16 protein-coding genes are annotated in these 16,590 nt (G+C 65.9%); 11 read left to right on the top strand and 5 right to left on the bottom strand.

Translation table 11 applies throughout. The annotated features are described in order from the left end of the window. From ACQKQA_RS20160 to hpaI, 6 genes are all read left to right on the top strand, one after another. A partial coding sequence (locus ACQKQA_RS20160; RefSeq protein WP_427561393.1) for an aldehyde dehydrogenase family protein occupies positions 1-471 on the top strand: 471 nt, incomplete at its 5' end. Between the two features lie 72 nt (positions 472-543). Continuing rightward, positions 544-1,401: a 3,4-dihydroxyphenylacetate 2,3-dioxygenase gene (hpaD, locus tag ACQKQA_RS20155; RefSeq protein WP_427561390.1), complete on the top strand. Its 858-nt coding sequence runs from the start codon at positions 544-546 to the stop codon at positions 1,399-1,401. 76 nt (positions 1,402-1,477) lie between these two features. Beyond that, on the top strand, positions 1,478-1,867 hold the full coding sequence (locus ACQKQA_RS20150; RefSeq protein WP_427561387.1) for a 5-carboxymethyl-2-hydroxymuconate isomerase: 390 nt from the start codon (positions 1,478-1,480) through the stop codon (positions 1,865-1,867). Between the two features lie 163 nt (positions 1,868-2,030). Beyond that, positions 2,031-3,338, top strand: coding sequence for an MFS transporter (locus ACQKQA_RS20145; RefSeq protein WP_427561384.1), 1,308 nt, complete (start codon positions 2,031-2,033; stop codon positions 3,336-3,338). Positions 3,339-3,340: 2 nt separating this feature from the next. After that, positions 3,341-4,144 (top strand): 2-oxo-hept-4-ene-1,7-dioate hydratase, encoded by an 804-nt coding sequence (hpaH, locus tag ACQKQA_RS20140; RefSeq protein ID WP_427561381.1) that lies wholly within the window; start codon positions 3,341-3,343, stop codon positions 4,142-4,144. A gap of 10 nt (positions 4,145-4,154) precedes the next feature. Next, positions 4,155-4,952, top strand: coding sequence for a 4-hydroxy-2-oxoheptanedioate aldolase (hpaI, locus tag ACQKQA_RS20135; RefSeq protein ID WP_427561378.1), 798 nt, complete (start codon positions 4,155-4,157; stop codon positions 4,950-4,952). An 88-nt stretch (positions 4,953-5,040) separates the two neighbouring features. Here hpaI and ACQKQA_RS20130 read toward each other — a convergent pair whose 3' ends face one another. Both ACQKQA_RS20130 and ACQKQA_RS20125 read right to left on the bottom strand, forming a co-directional pair. Beyond that, the gene (locus tag ACQKQA_RS20130; RefSeq protein WP_427561375.1) at positions 5,041-6,183 is read right to left on the bottom strand and encodes a glycerate kinase; all 1,143 of its coding nucleotides are present in this window, start codon (positions 6,181-6,183) and stop codon (positions 5,041-5,043) included. A 265-nt stretch (positions 6,184-6,448) separates the two neighbouring features. Further along, positions 6,449-7,561 (bottom strand): sugar diacid recognition domain-containing protein, encoded by a 1,113-nt coding sequence (locus tag ACQKQA_RS20125; protein ID WP_427561372.1) that lies wholly within the window; start codon positions 7,559-7,561, stop codon positions 6,449-6,451. A 183-nt stretch (positions 7,562-7,744) separates the two neighbouring features. Here ACQKQA_RS20125 and ACQKQA_RS20120 point away from each other — a divergent pair, with 183 nt between their 5' ends. Then, positions 7,745-9,055 carry an MFS transporter gene (locus ACQKQA_RS20120; protein ID WP_427561369.1) on the top strand — a complete coding sequence of 437 codons (1,311 nt, stop codon included), beginning with the start codon at positions 7,745-7,747 and terminating at the stop codon, positions 9,053-9,055. Between the two features lie 224 nt (positions 9,056-9,279). Beyond that, positions 9,280-11,181: an acyl-CoA synthetase gene (locus ACQKQA_RS20115; protein ID WP_427561366.1), complete on the top strand. Its 1,902-nt coding sequence runs from the start codon at positions 9,280-9,282 to the stop codon at positions 11,179-11,181. Here the strand turns inward: ACQKQA_RS20115 and ACQKQA_RS20110 are convergent. Continuing rightward, positions 11,160-11,537 carry a hypothetical protein gene (locus ACQKQA_RS20110; protein ID WP_427561363.1) on the bottom strand — a complete coding sequence of 126 codons (378 nt, stop codon included), beginning with the start codon at positions 11,535-11,537 and terminating at the stop codon, positions 11,160-11,162. The two genes, ACQKQA_RS20115 and ACQKQA_RS20110, sit on opposite strands and share 22 nt — an antisense overlap. Positions 11,538-11,698: 161 nt before the next feature. Here ACQKQA_RS20110 and ACQKQA_RS20105 point away from each other — a divergent pair, with 161 nt between their 5' ends. The 3 genes from ACQKQA_RS20105 (at position 11,699) to rarD (ending at position 14,774) form a co-directional block, all read left to right on the top strand. After that, complete coding sequence (locus ACQKQA_RS20105) at positions 11,699-12,598, top strand: LysR family transcriptional regulator (RefSeq protein ID WP_427561360.1); 900 nt, start codon at positions 11,699-11,701, stop codon at positions 12,596-12,598. A gap of 103 nt (positions 12,599-12,701) precedes the next feature. Then, complete coding sequence (locus tag ACQKQA_RS20100; RefSeq protein ID WP_427561357.1) at positions 12,702-13,709, top strand: aldo/keto reductase; 1,008 nt, start codon at positions 12,702-12,704, stop codon at positions 13,707-13,709. Between the two features lie 183 nt (positions 13,710-13,892). Continuing rightward, positions 13,893-14,774, top strand: coding sequence for an EamA family transporter RarD (gene rarD / locus ACQKQA_RS20095; protein WP_427561354.1), 882 nt, complete (start codon positions 13,893-13,895; stop codon positions 14,772-14,774). Positions 14,775-14,897: 123 nt separating this feature from the next. Here rarD and hpaR read toward each other — a convergent pair whose 3' ends face one another. Further along, on the bottom strand, positions 14,898-15,320 hold the full coding sequence (gene hpaR / locus ACQKQA_RS20090) for a homoprotocatechuate degradation operon regulator HpaR (RefSeq protein ID WP_427561351.1): 423 nt from the start codon (positions 15,318-15,320) through the stop codon (positions 14,898-14,900). Between the two features lie 143 nt (positions 15,321-15,463). After that, positions 15,464-16,540, bottom strand: a complete 1,077-nt coding sequence (gene hppD, locus ACQKQA_RS20085) for a 4-hydroxyphenylpyruvate dioxygenase (RefSeq protein WP_427561349.1) — start codon at positions 16,538-16,540, stop codon at positions 15,464-15,466. Positions 16,541-16,590: the final 50 nt, after the last annotated feature.

The following is a 16,590-nucleotide window of genomic DNA, read 5'->3' as shown; positions in this document are numbered from 1 at the left end:
ACCTTGCTGAGAAACGTCAACTCTTCCTCCAGCCTCGCCGGCGGCCTGGAGCGCCCGGCCAACCTGCCGGCGCACCTCGCCCGTGGCCAGTTCATCCAGCCGACGGTGTTCGCCGACGTGGACAACCGGATGCGCATCGCCCAGGAAGAGATCTTCGGCCCGGTGGTGTGCCTGATCCCGTTCAAGGACGAGGCCGAGGCCCTGCTTCTGGCCAACGACACCGAGTACGGCCTGGCCTCCTACATCTGGACCCAGGACATCGGCAAGGCCCATCGCCTGGCCCGCGGCATCGAAGCCGGCATGGTGTTCATCAACAGCCAGAACGTGCGCGACCTGCGCCAGCCGTTCGGCGGGGTCAAGGGCTCCGGCACCGGCCGCGAAGGCGGCGAATACAGCTTCGAGGTGTTCGCCGAGATCAAGAACGTCTGCCTCTCCATGGGCAGCCACCACATCCCGCGCTGGGGCGTGTAAGGTTGAAAAATCCGCTGTAGCCGCAGGCAGCGGCTACAGGGTCGAACAATAAGATGTTTCAGGAGAAGCACCATGGGCGAAGTCGTCATGGCCGCCAAGGTCTGCCACGTTCCATCGATGTACCTGTCCGAACTGCCGGGCAAGCACCACGGCTGTCGCGAAGCGGCGATCGCCGGGCACAAGGAAATCGCCCGCCGCGCCCGCGAACGGGGGGCCGACACCGCCGTGGTGTTCGACGTGCACTGGCTGGTCAACAGCGGTTATCACATCAATTGCGGCGAACGCTTCAACGGCACCTACACCAGCAACGAACTGCCGCACTTCATCAAGAACATGGACTACGACTACGACGGCTGCCCGGAGCTGGGCGAGCTGATCGCCGCCGAAGCCAACGCCGCCGATGTCCGGACCCTGGCCCACAACATCCCCAGCCTGGAGCTGGAATACGGCACCCTGGTACCGATGCGCTACATGCACATGGACGTGCCGCCCGCGCAGCATTTCAAGGTGATTTCCATCGCCGCCTGGTGCGCCTGGCACAAGCTCGAAGACAGCTTCACCTTCGGTGCCGCGGTGCGCCGGGCCATCGAAAAGAGCAATCGCAAAGTCCTGGTGCTGGCCTCCGGTTCGCTGTCCCACCGCTTCTCCGACGACCGCCTGGCCGAAGCCAACATCCATAACTGGACCCGGGAATTCGACAAGCAGGTAGACCTGCGGGTGGTCGAGCTGTGGCAACAGGGGCGCTTTCGCGAGTTCTGCTCGATGCTCCCGGACTACGCCGAGCACTGTTTCGGCGAAGGCCGGATGCACGACACCGCCATGCTCCTGGGCCTGCTGGGCGGACCTGCATACAACCGCCCCGCCGAGATCGTCACGCCGCCATTCGGCAGCTCCGGCACCGGCCAGATCAACGCCATTTTCCCACTCTAGACGCCGCGCCAGCCTCGCCGATCCAGCCCGGAAATCCGCGGCTGGCCGCCGAAGGTTCGCCTGCAAGGAGGATCACATGCCGCATTTCATCGCCGAATACACCGACAACATCGAGCAGCAAGCCGACCTGCCGGGGCTCTTTGCCAAGGTGCACGAGTTCCTGGGGGCCAGCGGCGTCTTCCCGCTAGGAGGCATCCGCAGCCGCGGCGTGCGCCTGGACACCTGGCGCATGGCCGACGGCAAGCACGACTACGCCTTCGTCCATATGCGCCTGCAGGTCGGGGCCGGCCGCGACCTGGCCACCCGGCGCCAGGTCGCCGAGGCGCTGTTCGAGATCATCAAGGCGCACTTCGCCGTACTCCAGGCCCAGCGCCTGCTGGCGCTGTCGTTCGAAATGAGCGAGCTGGATGCCGAGCTGAACTTCAAGCACAACAACGTGCATGCGTTCCTCCAGCAGCAGTCGTGACCGTAACCGCTGCCGAAGGCTGCGATAAGGCTCGAAGAGCCTTCCTGCAAGCTCAAGAACACGACTGCTTGTTCGGAATGCCGCCCAAGCCGGTCGCAGCCTGCGGCAGCGGCTACAGAAGCAATGCGCCCTTCTCGACAAAAACAATAAAGAGACCCCGCCCATGCCCAGCTCGACCCTTACCCTGCCCAGTGCCACGGAGACCAGCGACACCTATCGCCGGATCACCTGGCGGCTGATGCCCCTGCTGTTCACCTGCTACATCTTCGCTCACCTGGACCGCATCAATATCGGCTTCGCCAAGCTGCAGATGACCCAGGACCTGGGCTTCAGCGACAGCGTCTACGGTTTTGGCGCGGGCCTGTTCTTCATCGCCTATGCGCTGTTCGGCGTGCCCAGCAACCTGGCCCTGGACCGGGTCGGGCCACGCCGCTGGATCGCCAGCCTGATGCTGGTCTGGGGCCTGCTGTCCAGCGGCATGCTGCTGGTGGATAGCGCCGCCGGCTTCTACCTGCTGCGCTTTCTGCTGGGGGTGGCCGAGGCCGGTTTTTTCCCTGGCATCCTGGTGCTGCTCAACCGCTGGTTCCCGGCCAGCCGTCGGGGCCAGGTGACCGCGTTGTTCGCCATTGCCGTGCCCATGGCCGGGGTGATCGGCGGCCCGCTGTCGGGCTGGATTCTCGAAAGTTTCCATGACCTGGGTGGCATGCGCGGCTGGCAGTGGATGTTCCTGATCGAAGGCCTGCCGGTGGTGTTCCTCGGCCTGGTGGTGCTCAAGGCACTGCCGGAAAGCATCGACAGCGTCGACTGGCTGAGCGACCGGCAGAAGCAGCAGCTGCACGCCGCCCTGCGCCAGGAAGAGCAGCACAAGCCGATCACCCGCTTCGCCGACATCTTTCAGGACCGCCACGTCTGGCTGCTGGTGTGCATCTATTTCGCGGTGATGCTGGCGGTCAACACCATCGCCTTCTGGATGCCGACCCTGATCCACCACGCCGGCATCGCCCGCGACAGCCGCGTCGGCCTGCTCAGCGCCCTGCCGTACCTGGCCGGCTGCCTGTTCATGATCGGCGTCGGCCGCTCTTCCGACCGCCGGCGCGAACGGCGCTGGCACCTGAGCGTACCGCTGCTGATGGCCAGCCTCGGCCTGATCGCCGCCGGCCTCGCGCCGGACAACGCCTGGCTGGTGATGGCCGGGCTGCTGGTGGCCGGCATGGGCGCCAGCGCCGCGCTGCCGATGTTCTGGCAGTTGCCGCCGGCCTTTCTCGCCAGCAACACCCAGGCCGCGGGCATCGCCCTGATCAGTTCCTTCGGCAGCATCGCCGCCTTCCTCGCGCCCTACCTGATCGGCGTGGTCCGCGACGCCACCCAGAGCGCCAGCCTCGCCCTGTATGCCCTGGCCCTGCTGATCGCCGGCGGCGCCTGGCTGGTGCTGCGGGTACCGGCCCTTATCGTCAATCCCCAGGAGAAATAACCATGCTCAGCCCCTCGGACATCCAGCAGGCCGCCGCCCGCCTCGACGCCGCCGAACGCAACCGCGAACAGATTAGTCAGCTGTCGCTGGAGTTTCCCGGCATCAGCATCGAGGACGCCTATGCCATCCAGCGCAGTTGGGTGGAACACAAGATCCGTGACGGGCGCAAGCTGGTCGGGCACAAGATCGGCCTGACCTCACGGGCCATGCAGGTGTCGTCGAACATCACCGAGCCGGACTTCGGTGCCCTGCTGGACGACATGCTGTTCGAGGAAGGCAGCGATATCCCCTTCCAGCGCTTTATCGTGCCGCGGGTCGAGGTGGAGCTGGCGTTCATCCTCGGCAAGCCGCTCAAGGGCCCGAACTGCACCTTGTTCGACGTGCTCGACGCCACCGAATGGGTGATCCCGGCCCTGGAGATCATCGACGCGCGCATCCAGCAGGTCGACCCGCGAACCCAGGCCACGCGCAAGGTGTTCGACACCATTTCCGACAACGCCGCCAACGCCGGGGTGGTCATGGGCGGACGCGCCGTGCGCCCCGGCGACATCGACCTGCGCAAGGTGCCGGCGGTGCTGTACCGCAACGGCGTGATCGAGGAATCCGGGGTATCCGCGGCGGTGCTCAACCACCCGGCCAAAGGTGTGGCCTGGCTGGCCAACAAACTGGCGGCCTACGACGTCGGCCTGGAAGCCGGACAGATCATCCTCGGCGGCTCCTTCACCCGCCCGGTGGCCGCGCGCCCCGGCGATACCTTCCATGTCGACTACGACCTGCTCGGCAGCATCGCCTGCCGTTTTGTCTGAGGGGGCTGTCATGCAACTGCCGATCAATGGTTTCAAGCAACGCCTGCACCAGGACGCGCCGCAGATCGGCCTGTGGCTGGGCCTGGCCAATGCCTACTGCGCGGAGCTGGCGGCCAACGCCGGTTTCGACTGGCTGCTGCTGGACGGCGAACACGCCCCCAACGACCTCACCAGCCTGCTCGGCCAGTTGCAGGCCATCGCCCCTTACCCGGCGCAAGGCATCATTCGTCCGCCGGTTGGCGATACCGCGCTGATCAAGCAACTGCTGGACATCGGCGCCCAGACGCTGCTGATCCCCATGGTCGAAAGCGTCGAGCAGGCCCGGCAGTTGGTGCGCGCCATGCGTTATCCGCCAGCGGGCATTCGCGGCGTCGGCAGCGCCCTGGCCCGGGCGTCGCGCTGGAACAGCATCCCCGACTACCTGGACCAGGCCGACGAACAGATGTGCCTGCTGCTGCAGATCGAAAACCTCGAAGGCCTGGCCCACCTGGACGCCATCGCCGCGGTCGAAGGGGTCGACGGGGTGTTTATCGGCCCGGCCGACCTGAGCGCCTCGATGGGCCATCGCGGTAACCCGGGGCACCCCGAGGTGCAGGCGGCGATCGAGGACGCCATCGCGCGCATCCGCCAGGCCGGCAAGGCCGCCGGCATCCTCAGCGCCGACCCGGCCCTGGCCCGGCGCTATATCGAACTGGGCGCGAACTTCGTGGCCGTGGGGGTCGATACCACAGTGCTGATGAAGGGGTTGCAGGGGCTGCTGGGCCAATACAAGGATGTCGCGCCGCCCCCCCCCAGCGGCGTCTACTGAGCGCTGTAGCCCTGTAGCCGCTGCCGATCGCAGCCTCGCTGGCGCTCGACAGCGGCTACAGACCACAACGGCCTGCGCCGCGATGGCGTCAGCCCTGGCGCGCCGCCAAACGCCAGACCCGAGCGATATCCGCCGCCCGGTCCCGCAGCAGGCGCGGCGCCTCGGCGCAGGCCTGCTCCAGGGTCATGGGCCCGGAGGCCAGGGCAAAGGCCGCATCCACACCATGCCGGTACATCTGCTCGTAACCCTCGCCCAGGGTGCCGGCGATCACAATCACTGGCACGCCGTGTTGCTTGGCGATACGGGCCACGCCAAACGGGGTCTTGCCGCGCAGGGTCTGGGCATCGAAGCGACCTTCGCCGGTCATCACCAGATCCGCGCCTTGTACCGCCTCGGCCAGCCCCACCAGTTCAGCCACCACTTCCACTCCCGGACGAAACCGTGCATCGAGGAATGCCTTGGCGGCGAACCCCAGGCCACCGGCGGCGCCGCTGCCCGGCTCGTCGCGCACATCCTTGCCCAGCACCTGGGCGGCCTGGTCGGCGAACCGGCCGAGGGCATGGTCCAGCTGCTGCACCTGCTGCGGCGAAGCGCCCTTCTGCGGGCCGAAAATCGCCGAGGCGCCCTGGGGGCCGCACAGCGGGTTGTCGACGTCGGCGGCGATCTCGAAACACACCTTGGCCAGGCGCGGGTCGAGATGGCTCAGGTCGACCCGCGCCACTTGCTCCAGAGCCAGGCCCCCCAGCGGCAGCGTCTGGCCTTGAGCGTCCAGCAAGCGCATGCCCAGGGCCTGCAAAGCGCCGCTGCCGGCGTCGTTGGTGGCGCTGCCGCCGATGGCCAGGATCACCCGTTGCGCGCCAGCGTCCAGGGCCGCGCGGATCAACTCACCGGTGCCGAAGGTGCTGCTGGTGCAGGCATCGCGCTGGCCCGGCGGCACCAGTTGCAAGCCGCTGGCTTCGGCCATTTCGATGATCGCGGTGCGACTCTGCGGCAACCAGCCCCAGCGGGCCTCCACCGGTGCCCCCAGCGGCCCCTGGACCCGGGTGCTGCGCAGCTGGCCCTGGCAGGCGTCGAGGATCGACTCCACCGTGCCCTCGCCGCCGTCCGCCATCGGGCACTGGATCAACTGCGCCTCCGGCCACACCCGCGCCAGCCCCTCGGCAATGGCGCTGGCCACGCCGGAGGCACTCAGGCTGTCCTTGAAGGAGTCGGGGGCGATGATGATTTTCATGGGCTATCTCCGGTTCTTATGGCGCCCATGCTGCCAGTTGGCCGCGACCTTGACCCCGGTCGGCTGCACAAGTGCGGGGCGGCTTTATTGTTCATTTCCACAATAGCCTCGCCGTCCGCGCCTGTAGCCGCTGTCGAGCATGAGCGAGGCTGCGCACGACCGCGAAGCGGTCGCAGAACCGCGCCTCACCAATAGACCGCGGTGTCAGGTCTTTCTTTGCGGCTGCTGTGCAGCCGATCGCAGCCTCGCCGAGGCTCGGCAGCGGCTACACGCCCTGCGGCAACAACTGCACCCCCAGGTACAGCGCCAGCATGCCGTCGAGCTTGAGCGGGTCGACGCCGCTGAGTTCGGCGATGCGCTCCATGCGGTAGCGCAGGCTGTTGCGGTGGATGCCCAGGGCTTCGGCGCAGGCCTGGCTCTGGCCGTCGTGCTCGCACCAACTGCGCAGGGTCGCCAGCAACTGGCCGTTGCTGTCCTTGGCCATGACCTTGCGCAAGGGATTGAGCAACTCGTCCAGGGCGTCGTCGTTGCGATGGCGCCAGAGCATCACCGGCAGGCGGAAACGGTTGAGGGTCAGCAAGCGCGACCGGGGCAGCACGTCCCGGCCATAGGCCAGCAGATCGCCGACCCGCCGGTAGCAGCGGCGCAATCCCGTCAGCCCGTCGGCCTGGCCGCCCACGGCGATGCGCAGGATGTTCCAGCCCAGGCTGTCGAGCTTTTCCAGCAAACGCGGGTTATCCACGCTCAGGCTCGCCGGCCGGCACCACAGCAGCGAGGACTTGGCCGAACTGACACACCAGCTGTCCGGGTAACGGGACATCAGCCAGGCGCTCAGGGCCTCGACGGTCTGCCCCGCGCCCTGTTCCAGCCCCAGCTCGAACAGATAAGGTGTGCGCGGCAACTGGGGCTTGAGGCCCATCTGCTGCGCCTCGTCCACCAGCCGCGGCGAGTCGCCGCTGTCACTGAGCAGCAGCGCCAGCAAGTCGTCGCAACGCTGGCGGCGCCACTGCTGCTCGGCCTGCTGATGGCGCTGGCCCACCAGCATCTCGGCGGTCATGCGCACCAGCTCGGCATAGGTGCGCAGCTGTTCCGGCTCGCCGGTGATGCCCAGCACGCCGATCAGGCGCTGGTCGTGCAGCAGCGGCAGGTTGATCCCCGGCTGCACGCCCTTGAGGTGCTTGGCGGTCTGCGCGTCGATTTCCACCACCCGGCCGTTGGCCAGCACCAGTTGCGCCCCTTCGTGGCGGGTGTTGATCCGCTCAGGCTCGCCGCTGCCCAGGATCAGGCCCTGGCTGTCCATGACGTTAACGTTGTAGGGCAGGATGGCCATCGTGCGGTCGACGATATCCTGCGCCAGGTCATGATCCAGTTCGAACATAGCGGCGTGATCCTAGGAAAGACGGGCTCGGAAAAGATAAACGGGGCTTGTTCACCGGCACAGGGGAAGCCGGCAAACCCTGTGCGCCAGCACAAAGACAGCGGCCCACGGGGTGACCGAGACTCTCGGGGCGGTCAACGTTACCCTTGCACCGCGAAAAATCATAATAAAGAGAGACACGCCATGTCACAGAGCGCCGCCGCCACCCTGGCCACCGATGACGATAAAAACGCCGTCTACAAGCGCATCACCCTGCGCCTGATCCCCTTCATCTTCATCTGCTACCTGTTCAACTACCTCGACCGGGTGAACGTCGGCTTCGCCAAGCTGCAGATGCTCGACGCCCTGAAGTTCAGCGAAACCGTCTATGGCCTGGGCGCCGGGATCTTCTTCATCGGCTACGTGCTGTGCGGCGTGCCGAGCAACCTGGCGCTGAACCGGTTCGGTCCGCGGCGCTGGATTGCGCTGATGATGATCGCCTGGGGCACGCTGTCGACCTGCCTGCTGTTCGTCACCACCCCGACCCAGTTCTACACCCTGCGCCTGTTCACCGGCGCCGCCGAAGCCGGCTTCTTCCCCGGCGTGGTGCTGTACCTCTCGCAGTGGTTCCCGAGCTTCCGCCGCGGCCGCATCATGGCCCTGTTCATGTCGGCGATCCCGGTGTCCGGCCTGCTCGGCAGCCCGTTCTCCGGCTGGATTCTCAACCACTTCGCCGCCGGCCAGGGCGGCATGGCCGGCTGGCAGTGGATGTTCCTGCTGCAGGGCATCCCCACCGTGCTGCTCGGCGCCCTGGCGTACTTCGTGCTCAATGACAGCTTCGCCCACGCCAAATGGCTGAGCCCCCAGGAGCGCGCGCTGCTCGCCGCCGACCAGGCCGAAGACGCCGCGAGCAAACCCCGGACCACCGGCGACTCCCTGGCTGCGGTGTTCAAGAACCCGGCGATCTGGGCCTTCGGCCTAATCTACTTCTGCATCCAGAGCGGGGTGTACGCCATCAACTTCTGGCTGCCGTCGATCATCAAGAACCTGGGCTTCAGCGACAACCTGGTGATCGGCTGGCTCAGCGCCATCCCCTACCTGCTGGCGGCGCTGTTCATGCTGATGGTGGGCCGCTCGGCCGACCTGCGCCAGGAACGGCGCTGGCACCTTGTGGTACCGATGCTGATGGGCGCCATCGGCCTGGTGATCGCGGTCAACTTCGCCAGCAGCCCGACCATCGCCATCCTCGGCCTGGCCATCGCCACCATGGGCGCCCTCACCGGCCTGCCGATGTTCTGGCCGGTGCCCACCGCGCTGCTGAGCGCCGGCGCCGCCGCGGGCGGCCTGGCGCTGATCAACTCCATGGGCCAGATGGCCGGTTTCCTCAGCCCCTATATCGTCGGCTGGGTCAAGGACAGCACGGGCTCCACCGATGCCGCGCTGTACCTGCTGGCGGGCGTGATCGTCGCCGGCAGCCTGCTGGCCCTGCGCATGACCCGCAACCTGAAGCGCTGAGCGACACCGACCAGCCTGCCCCGCGCCTGCCACCGGACCTGCCGCGTGGCAGGCCCGGCTTCCCGGGACAAGCCGCGCGCCCGGTCACGCCTCGCTACAAAAAGCAACAGCCCGCCCCAGCCCACCGTGATATATCGAACAGACATCCGGCCGCGGCGATTTTCCATTGGCCGGATCGCTTGATGACTCCCTCGCAGACCTTACCGACGGAAGCCCACACGATCATGAGCGCGCCCCTTTCCCTCGCCCGCCTGAGCGATATCCAGGCCCTGGAACGCCAGCAACCCCTGGCCCAACGCAATCTTCCCGCCAGCACCTATGAACTGTTGCAGCGTGCGGCCAGCCGCTTTTGCGACCTCACCGCCCTGACCTTTCTGCCCCAGGGCAGCCTGCAGGACCAGCCCTGGGATATCAGCTACGCCGAGCTGTTCGCCCAGGTCACCCGCACCGCCAACGCCCTGCACCGGCTCGGCATCCGTCCGGGCAAGGCAGTGTCCTTCCTGCTGCCCAACCTGCCCCAGACCCATTATGTGATCTGGGGCGGTGAGGCTGCCGGGATCGTCAATGCGATCAACCCGCTGCTGGAGCCTGCGCATATCGCCGAACTGGTCCGCGCCTCCGGCACCACAGTGCTGGTGACCCTGGCGCCCTTCCCCGGCACCGACCTCTGGCAGAAAGTGGCCAACCTGCGCGAGCAATTGCCGGAACTGGAAGCCATTGTCACCATCGACCTGGCCAACCTGCTGCCCGAAGCGCAACGCAGCGCGATCAAGAGCCAGCGCCCGGCGCTGCCGGAAGGCGTGCTGGACTTCGACACCTTGCTCGCCGCCTGCCCCGCCGACCACCTGGAAAGCGGCCGGGTGATCCAGCCGGACGACATCGCCTCCTACTTTCATACGGGCGGTACCACCGGCACGCCGAAACTGGCGCCCCACAGCCACCTCAATGAAGTGGCGATGGCCGAAATCATCGGCCTGCACGGCGATTACAGCAGCCGCGACGTACTGCTCTGCGGGTTGCCGCTGTTCCACGTCAACGGGGTGATACTCACCGGCCTCGCCGCCTTCCACCGCGGTGCCCGGGTGCTGCTGGCCGGGCCCCAGGGTTACCGCAACCCGACGCTGTTCAAGGATTTCTGGCACCTGGTGGAGCGTTACCGGATCAGTTGTTTCAGCGGTGTGCCGACCATCTTTGCCGCCTTGCTGCAGGTGCCCAACGATGGGATCGACGTCTCCAGCCTGCGCTTTGCGGTGTGCGGCGCCGCGCCGATGCCGATGGAGCTGATCCGCCAGTTCGAAGCGCGTTCGGGGCTGAAAATCGTCGAAGGCTATGGCCTCACCGAAGGCACCTGCGCCACCAGCTGCAACCCGCAGGCCGGCGAGCGCCGGGTCGGTTCCATCGGCATGCGCCTACCGTACTGCGAGGTCAGGATCGCCGTGCTCGACAGCGACGGCCAGTACCTGCGCGAGGCCACCACCGACGAGCCCGGCAACGTCTGCCTGCGCGGGCCGACGGTATTCAAGGGTTATCTGCAGGCCGACAAGAACCGGGGCCTGTGGCTCGACGGCGGCTGGTTCAACACCGGCGACCTGGGGCGCATCGATAAGGACGGCTATATCTGGCTGACCGGGCGCAGCAAGGACCTGATCATCCGCGGCGGCCACAACATCGACCCGCAGATGATCGAAGAAGCCCTGCATCGCCACCCGGCCGTGGCCATGGCCGCGGCGGTCGGCAAGCCGGACGTCAAGGCAGGCGAGCTGCCGGTGGTGTACATCCAGCTCAAGGCCGGCGCCAGCGTCGACCCCGCCGAGTTGCTGGAGCACGCCACGCGGCATATCCACGAACGGGCCGCGCTGCCCAAGGACATCTGGCTGCTCGAACAGATCCCGCTGACGGCGGTGGGCAAGACCTTCAAGCCGGCCCTGCGCCTGGATGCCATTCGCCGGGTGTTCGAGGACGAGGTGCGGTCGATCGCCGAGGGCATCCGTGTCGAGGCCCTCAGCGACGAACGCCACGGCCAACGGGTGGACCTGCATGTGCCCAGCCTGGACGCGACGCGGCGTGCGGCCCTGGACCAGCGCCTGAGCGGTTACGCGGTGCATTACGAGCTGCATTCGGCCTGAGTCGCCGGCGCATCCAGCTCCAGCACCAGCCCTCCCGGAAGTCGCACGAAAATCTGCCAGGTGCCGTCCTGCGGCACCTGCGCCACCTGGTGCGGCAAGCCGCTGGCCCGGACCCGGTGCAAGACCTGGGTAACCTCCTCCTCGGTCCTGAAGGCGATATGGCTGAGCAACGGCTCGGCGAGGCCCGGCTGCTCGATCACATGCACCAGCGCCTGCCCGTCCTGATACAGCCAGCGTCCGGGAAACGGAAACGGCGGACGCCGCCCGGGTTCCAGCCCGAGCAAGGCCTGGAACGCCTGCTGCAAGGCATCGCCCTCGGCGGTGTTGAACGCCAGATGATCGAACTGCCAAGTCATGCCACACCTCCACTACCCATCAAGGCGGTTGGTTGCGACGGGAAAATCCTCGACTGTTGCATGGGGCATCACCTGTTCAATGGAGGTGACTGCATATTCTCAGCTTGATAATCGAGGAAAAATCCCGGTAAAACCCAAGGATCTTTAAAGGATTTTTAGCAATGAGCTCGATTCTCGACCTTGAAGTCTTCGTCCGCACCGCCGATTCCGGCAGCATTTCCGCCGCGGCCCGCAGCCTGGAACTGACCCCCGCCGCCGCCAGCATCGCCCTCAAGCGCCTGGAAACCCGGCTGGGCCTGCGCTTGCTCGCGCGCTCGACCCGCAGCATGCGCCTCACCGAGGAAGGCCGGCGCTACCTGGACAGCGTGCGCCTGGCGCTGACCACCCTGGCGGACGGCGAGCAGGCCCTGAAACAACAGAGCCAGGGCCTGAGCGGTGTGCTGCAACTGGCGGCGCCTTCGGACTTCGGGCGCAACCTGCTGCTGCCCTGGCTGGACGACTTCAAGCGCGAACACCCGCATATCCGCGTGCAACTGCTGCTCAACGACCGTCACAACGACCTGTTCCGCGAAACTGTCGATATCGCCCTGCGCTTCGGCGTGCCCAGCGACTCCAGCCTGGTGGCCCTGCCGATCCTCCCCCGCCACCGCCGCCTGGCCTGCGCCAGCCCCGACTACCTGGCGCGCCACGGCACCCCGCGTATACCCGCCGACCTGAGCGAACACAGCGCGCTGCTGTACCTGCGCAACGGCCGCCCCTACAACAGCTGGACGTTCAGCCGCGACGGCGAGGTGCAGGAAGTCCAGGTCCGCGGCGACTACCTCAGCGACGACGGCGAAGTGGCGCGGCGCTGGGCCCTGGCCGGCCACGGCATCGTCTACAAGGCCTGGCTCGACGTGGCCAGCGACATCCGCGCCGGGCGCCTGGTGCCCCTGCTCGGCGACTGGCAGGGCGAAAACGCGCCGTTCAACCTGCTGTGCCCGCACCGCCTGCAGGTCTCGGAACGGGTGAAAGCGCTGCAAGGCTTTTTGCAGGAGCGCTGCCGGCTGCTGGCCGGATAATTCAGATTGCCCCCTACGCCCGTTCTGGTATTTGATGGATGCCCCATGACCGGTCGTTGGCCGCTGGCGCGCCGGCCTCAACTCACGCACAAGGATTTCGTACATGAGCTACCGCATCCTCGGCCATTCCGGGCTGCACGTGTCCCCCCTGACCCTCGGCACCATGATGTTCGGCGAACAGACCAGCACCGAGGATTCCCTGCGCATCATCGACAAGGCCTGGGACCAGGGCATCAACTTCATCGACACCGCCGACGTCTACACCAGCGGCCGCTCCGAAGAGATCGTCGGTGAAGCCATCGCCAGCCAGCGCCACCACTGGGTGCTGGCGACCAAGGTCGGCTTCGGCCCCGCCGACGGCGTGCCCAACCGCAGCGGCCTGAGCCGCAAGCACATCTTCAACGCCATCGACGCCAGCCTGACACGCCTGGGCACCGATTACGTCGACATCTATTACCTGCACCGCGAAGACCACAACACCCCGCTGGAGGTGACGGTCTCGGCCATCGGCGACCTGCTGCGCCAGGGCAAGATCCGCTACTGGGGCCTGTCCAACTACCGCGGCTGGCGCATCGCCGAGGTGATCCGCGTCGCCGAGCGGCTCGGCATCGACCGGCCGGTGATCAGCCAGCCGCTGTACAACATCGTCAACCGCCAGGCCGAGAGCGAGCAGATCACCGCGGCCAAGGCCTACGGGTTGGGCGTGGTGCCCTACAGCCCGCTGGCGCGAGGCGTGCTCAGCGGCAAGTACGCGCCGGACGTGGCCCCCGACAGCAACAGCCGCGCCGGACGCCAGGACAAACGCATCCTGGAAACCGAATGGCGCGTCGAGTCGCTGCGCATCGCCCAGCAGATCCAGCAATACACCCAGAAGCGCGGGGTCGGCATCGTCGAGTTCGCCATCGCCTGGGTGCTGAACAACGCCGCCGTCAGCTCGGCGATCGTCGGCCCGCGCACCGAGGAACAGTGGGACGCCTACACCAAGGCGCTGGACGTGAAGATCAGCGCCGAGGACGAAGCCTTCATCGATTCGCTGGTCACCCCGGGGCATGCCTCGACCCCGGGCTTCAACGATGTCAGCCACTTCGTCTCCGGACGCACGCCACGCTGATGCCCCTTGTGGCGGCCCCTTCCGTGGGCCGCCCGCTGCTCTACCCACCGTCAACGGCGGCAAACGGGATATTTTCCCGTAACCGATGCTAAATCCGAGTAAACGTCTCGCGCCAAACCCTCTATATTCCCCGCAGTTTTTCCGCCCATCCCATTTGCCTGGTTCAGGTCGCACGAGGACAGCTTGTCTAAAGGTATTGCTCTATCGGTTCTGGCGTCGGTGCTGTTTGCCGTCATGTATTTCTACACCTCCCTGCTGGCCCCCCTGACCGGGGTGGAGATCTTCGGCTGGCGCATGCTGCTGACCGTGCCCTGCATGACGGTGTTCATGCTGGTGAGCGGCGAGTGGCGGCGGGTCGCCGAGATCCTCAAGCGCCTGCTGGGCCAGGCGCTCCTGCTGCCGGCGCTGCTGCTGTCCTCGGCGCTGCTCGGGGTGCAGCTGTGGCTGTTCATGTGGGCGCCCTTGAATGGCTACAGCCTGGATGTGTCCCTGGGTTACTTTCTGCTGCCGCTGACCATGGTCCTGACCGGGCGCCTCGTCTACGGCGAACAACTGTCGCGCCTGCAGAAGATCGCCGCGGGCCTGGCGACCCTCGGGGTGCTCAACGAGCTGTACCAGATGGGCAGTTTTTCCTGGGCGACCTTGCTGGTAGCCATCGGTTACCCCGTCTATTTCGTGCTGCGCAAGCGCCTGGCCACCGACCACCTGGGCGGCCTGTGGCTCGACATGACCCTGCTGCTACCGGTCGCGCTGTGGTTCGTGCAAGGCGGCGAGCAGGGTTTTGCCGTGGTCGATCAACATCCGTGGCTGTACCTGCTGATTCCGTTGCTGGGGCTGATCAGCGCCTCGGCGCTGGTGGCCTATATCATCGCCAGCCGCCTGCTGCCGTTCAGCCTGTTTGGCTTGCTGAGCTATGTCGAACCGGTGTTGCTGCTGGCGGTGGCCCTGTTACTGGGAGAAAGCATCAAGGCCGGGGAATGGCTGACTTACCTGCCGATCTGGCTGGCGGTGCTGGTGCTGGTGTACGAAGGGTTCAAGCATCTGATGCGCCAGCGCAAAAGCTGAACCGGCTGTTGTAGGAGCGAGGCTTGCCCGCGATGCAGGCGCTGGGTACTTCCTGCCACACCGCGTCGTCTCTATCGCGGGCAAGCCTCGCTCCTACAGAAGACAGGATCGGGGGAAATTGGCTCAGGGTTTGATTTGCTTGAGCTCGTTGAGCAGGGCCAGCAGGGCCTGCATTTTCTCTTCGCCGAATTGCTCCTGGATGCGCTGGTAGTTGATTTCCATGTCACCGCTCATGGACTGGAAACACGCCTCGCCCTTTTCCGTCAGGCTGATGAACAGGCGGCGCTGGTCCTCGGGGGATTTGCGCCGGCTGACATACTCGTCGCGCTCCAGGCGGGTCAGCACGCCGGTCATGCTCGGCGGCAGGATGCAGGCCATTTTCGCCAGTTGATGGCTTTCCAGCTCACCGTTCTGGCGCAGGATGCGGATCACCCGCCACTGCTGCTCGGTCAGGTCGTGCTGGTTGAGGGACGGGCGAAAGAACGCCATGGCCGCTTCGCGGGCCTGCAGCAGGGTCAATGTCAGGGAAGGTCTTGGGTTGGTCATGGGCAGGTCGTTCACAGGGCTGGATGGCGCCGCCGGGCGCCGCGAGAAACAAACATTAACACATTCACTATCGCCAACCGACAGGCAAGAAAAAGCCCGGTCGGGCATCCCCGACCGGGCTCGATCTTCAGGCAGGCTGCGACTTACTCGGTAGCCAGCACGCCGCGACGGACCTGGTCGCGTTCGATCGATTCGAACAGTGCCTTGAAGTTGCCTTCGCCGAAGCCATCGTCGCCTTTACGCTGGATGAATTCGAAGAACACCGGCCCCATCAGGGTTTCCGAGAAGATCTGCAACAGCAGGCGCTTGTCGCCCTCTTCCGAGGAACCGTCCAGCAAAATGCCCCGCGACTGCAGCTCCTTCACCGGCTCGCCGTGGTTCGGCAGGCGGCCTTCGAGCATTTCGTAGTAGGTGTCCGGCGGCGCAGTCATGAAGCGCATGCCGATCTTCTTCAGCGCATCCCAGGTCTTGACCAGGTCGTCGGTGAGGAAGGCCACATGCTGGATGCCCTCGCCGTTGAACTGCATCAGGAACTCTTCGATCTGGCCCGCGCCCTTGGACGATTCCTCGTTCAGCGGGATGCGGATCATGCCATCTGGGGCGGTCATGGCCTTGGAGGTCAGGCCGGTGTATTCGCCCTTGATGTCGAAGTAGCGGATCTCGCGGAAGTTGAACAGTTTCTCGTAGAAACCGGCCCAGTAGGCCATGCGCCCGCGATACACGTTGTGGGTCAGGTGGTCGATGATCTTCAGGCCCGCACCCTGGGGATGACGGTCCACGCCTTCGAGGTAGACGAAGTCGATGTCATAGATCGAGCTGCCTTCGCCGAAACGGTCGATCAGGTACAGCGGCGCGCCGCCGATGCCTTTGATCGCCGGCAGGTGCAGCTCCATCGGGCCGGTTTCGATATGGATCGGCTGGGCGCCGAGTTCCAGGGCACGCTTGTAGGCCTTTTGCGAATCCTTGACCCGGAACGCCATGCCACACACCGACGGACCATGCTCGGCGGCGAAGTACGAAGCGATGCTGTGGGGTTCGTTGTTGAGGATCAGGTTGATCGCGCCCTGACGGTACAGGTGCACGTCTTTGGAGCGATGGGTCGCGACCTTGGTGAAGCCCATGATCTCGAAGATCGGCTCGAGGGTGTTGGGGGTGGGCGATGCGAATTCGATGAATTCAAAGCCCATCAGGCCCATCGGGTTTTCGAAGATATCTGCCATGGTTGGCGCCTCATCATTTTTAGAATTAACAGCTGGAATGGACGAATCGT

The organism is Pseudomonas sp. NPDC089530 (assembly GCF_050280705.1).
GTDB lineage: Bacteria > Pseudomonadota > Gammaproteobacteria > Pseudomonadales > Pseudomonadaceae > Aquipseudomonas.
This window is presented reverse-complemented; position numbering and strand designations above follow the sequence as displayed.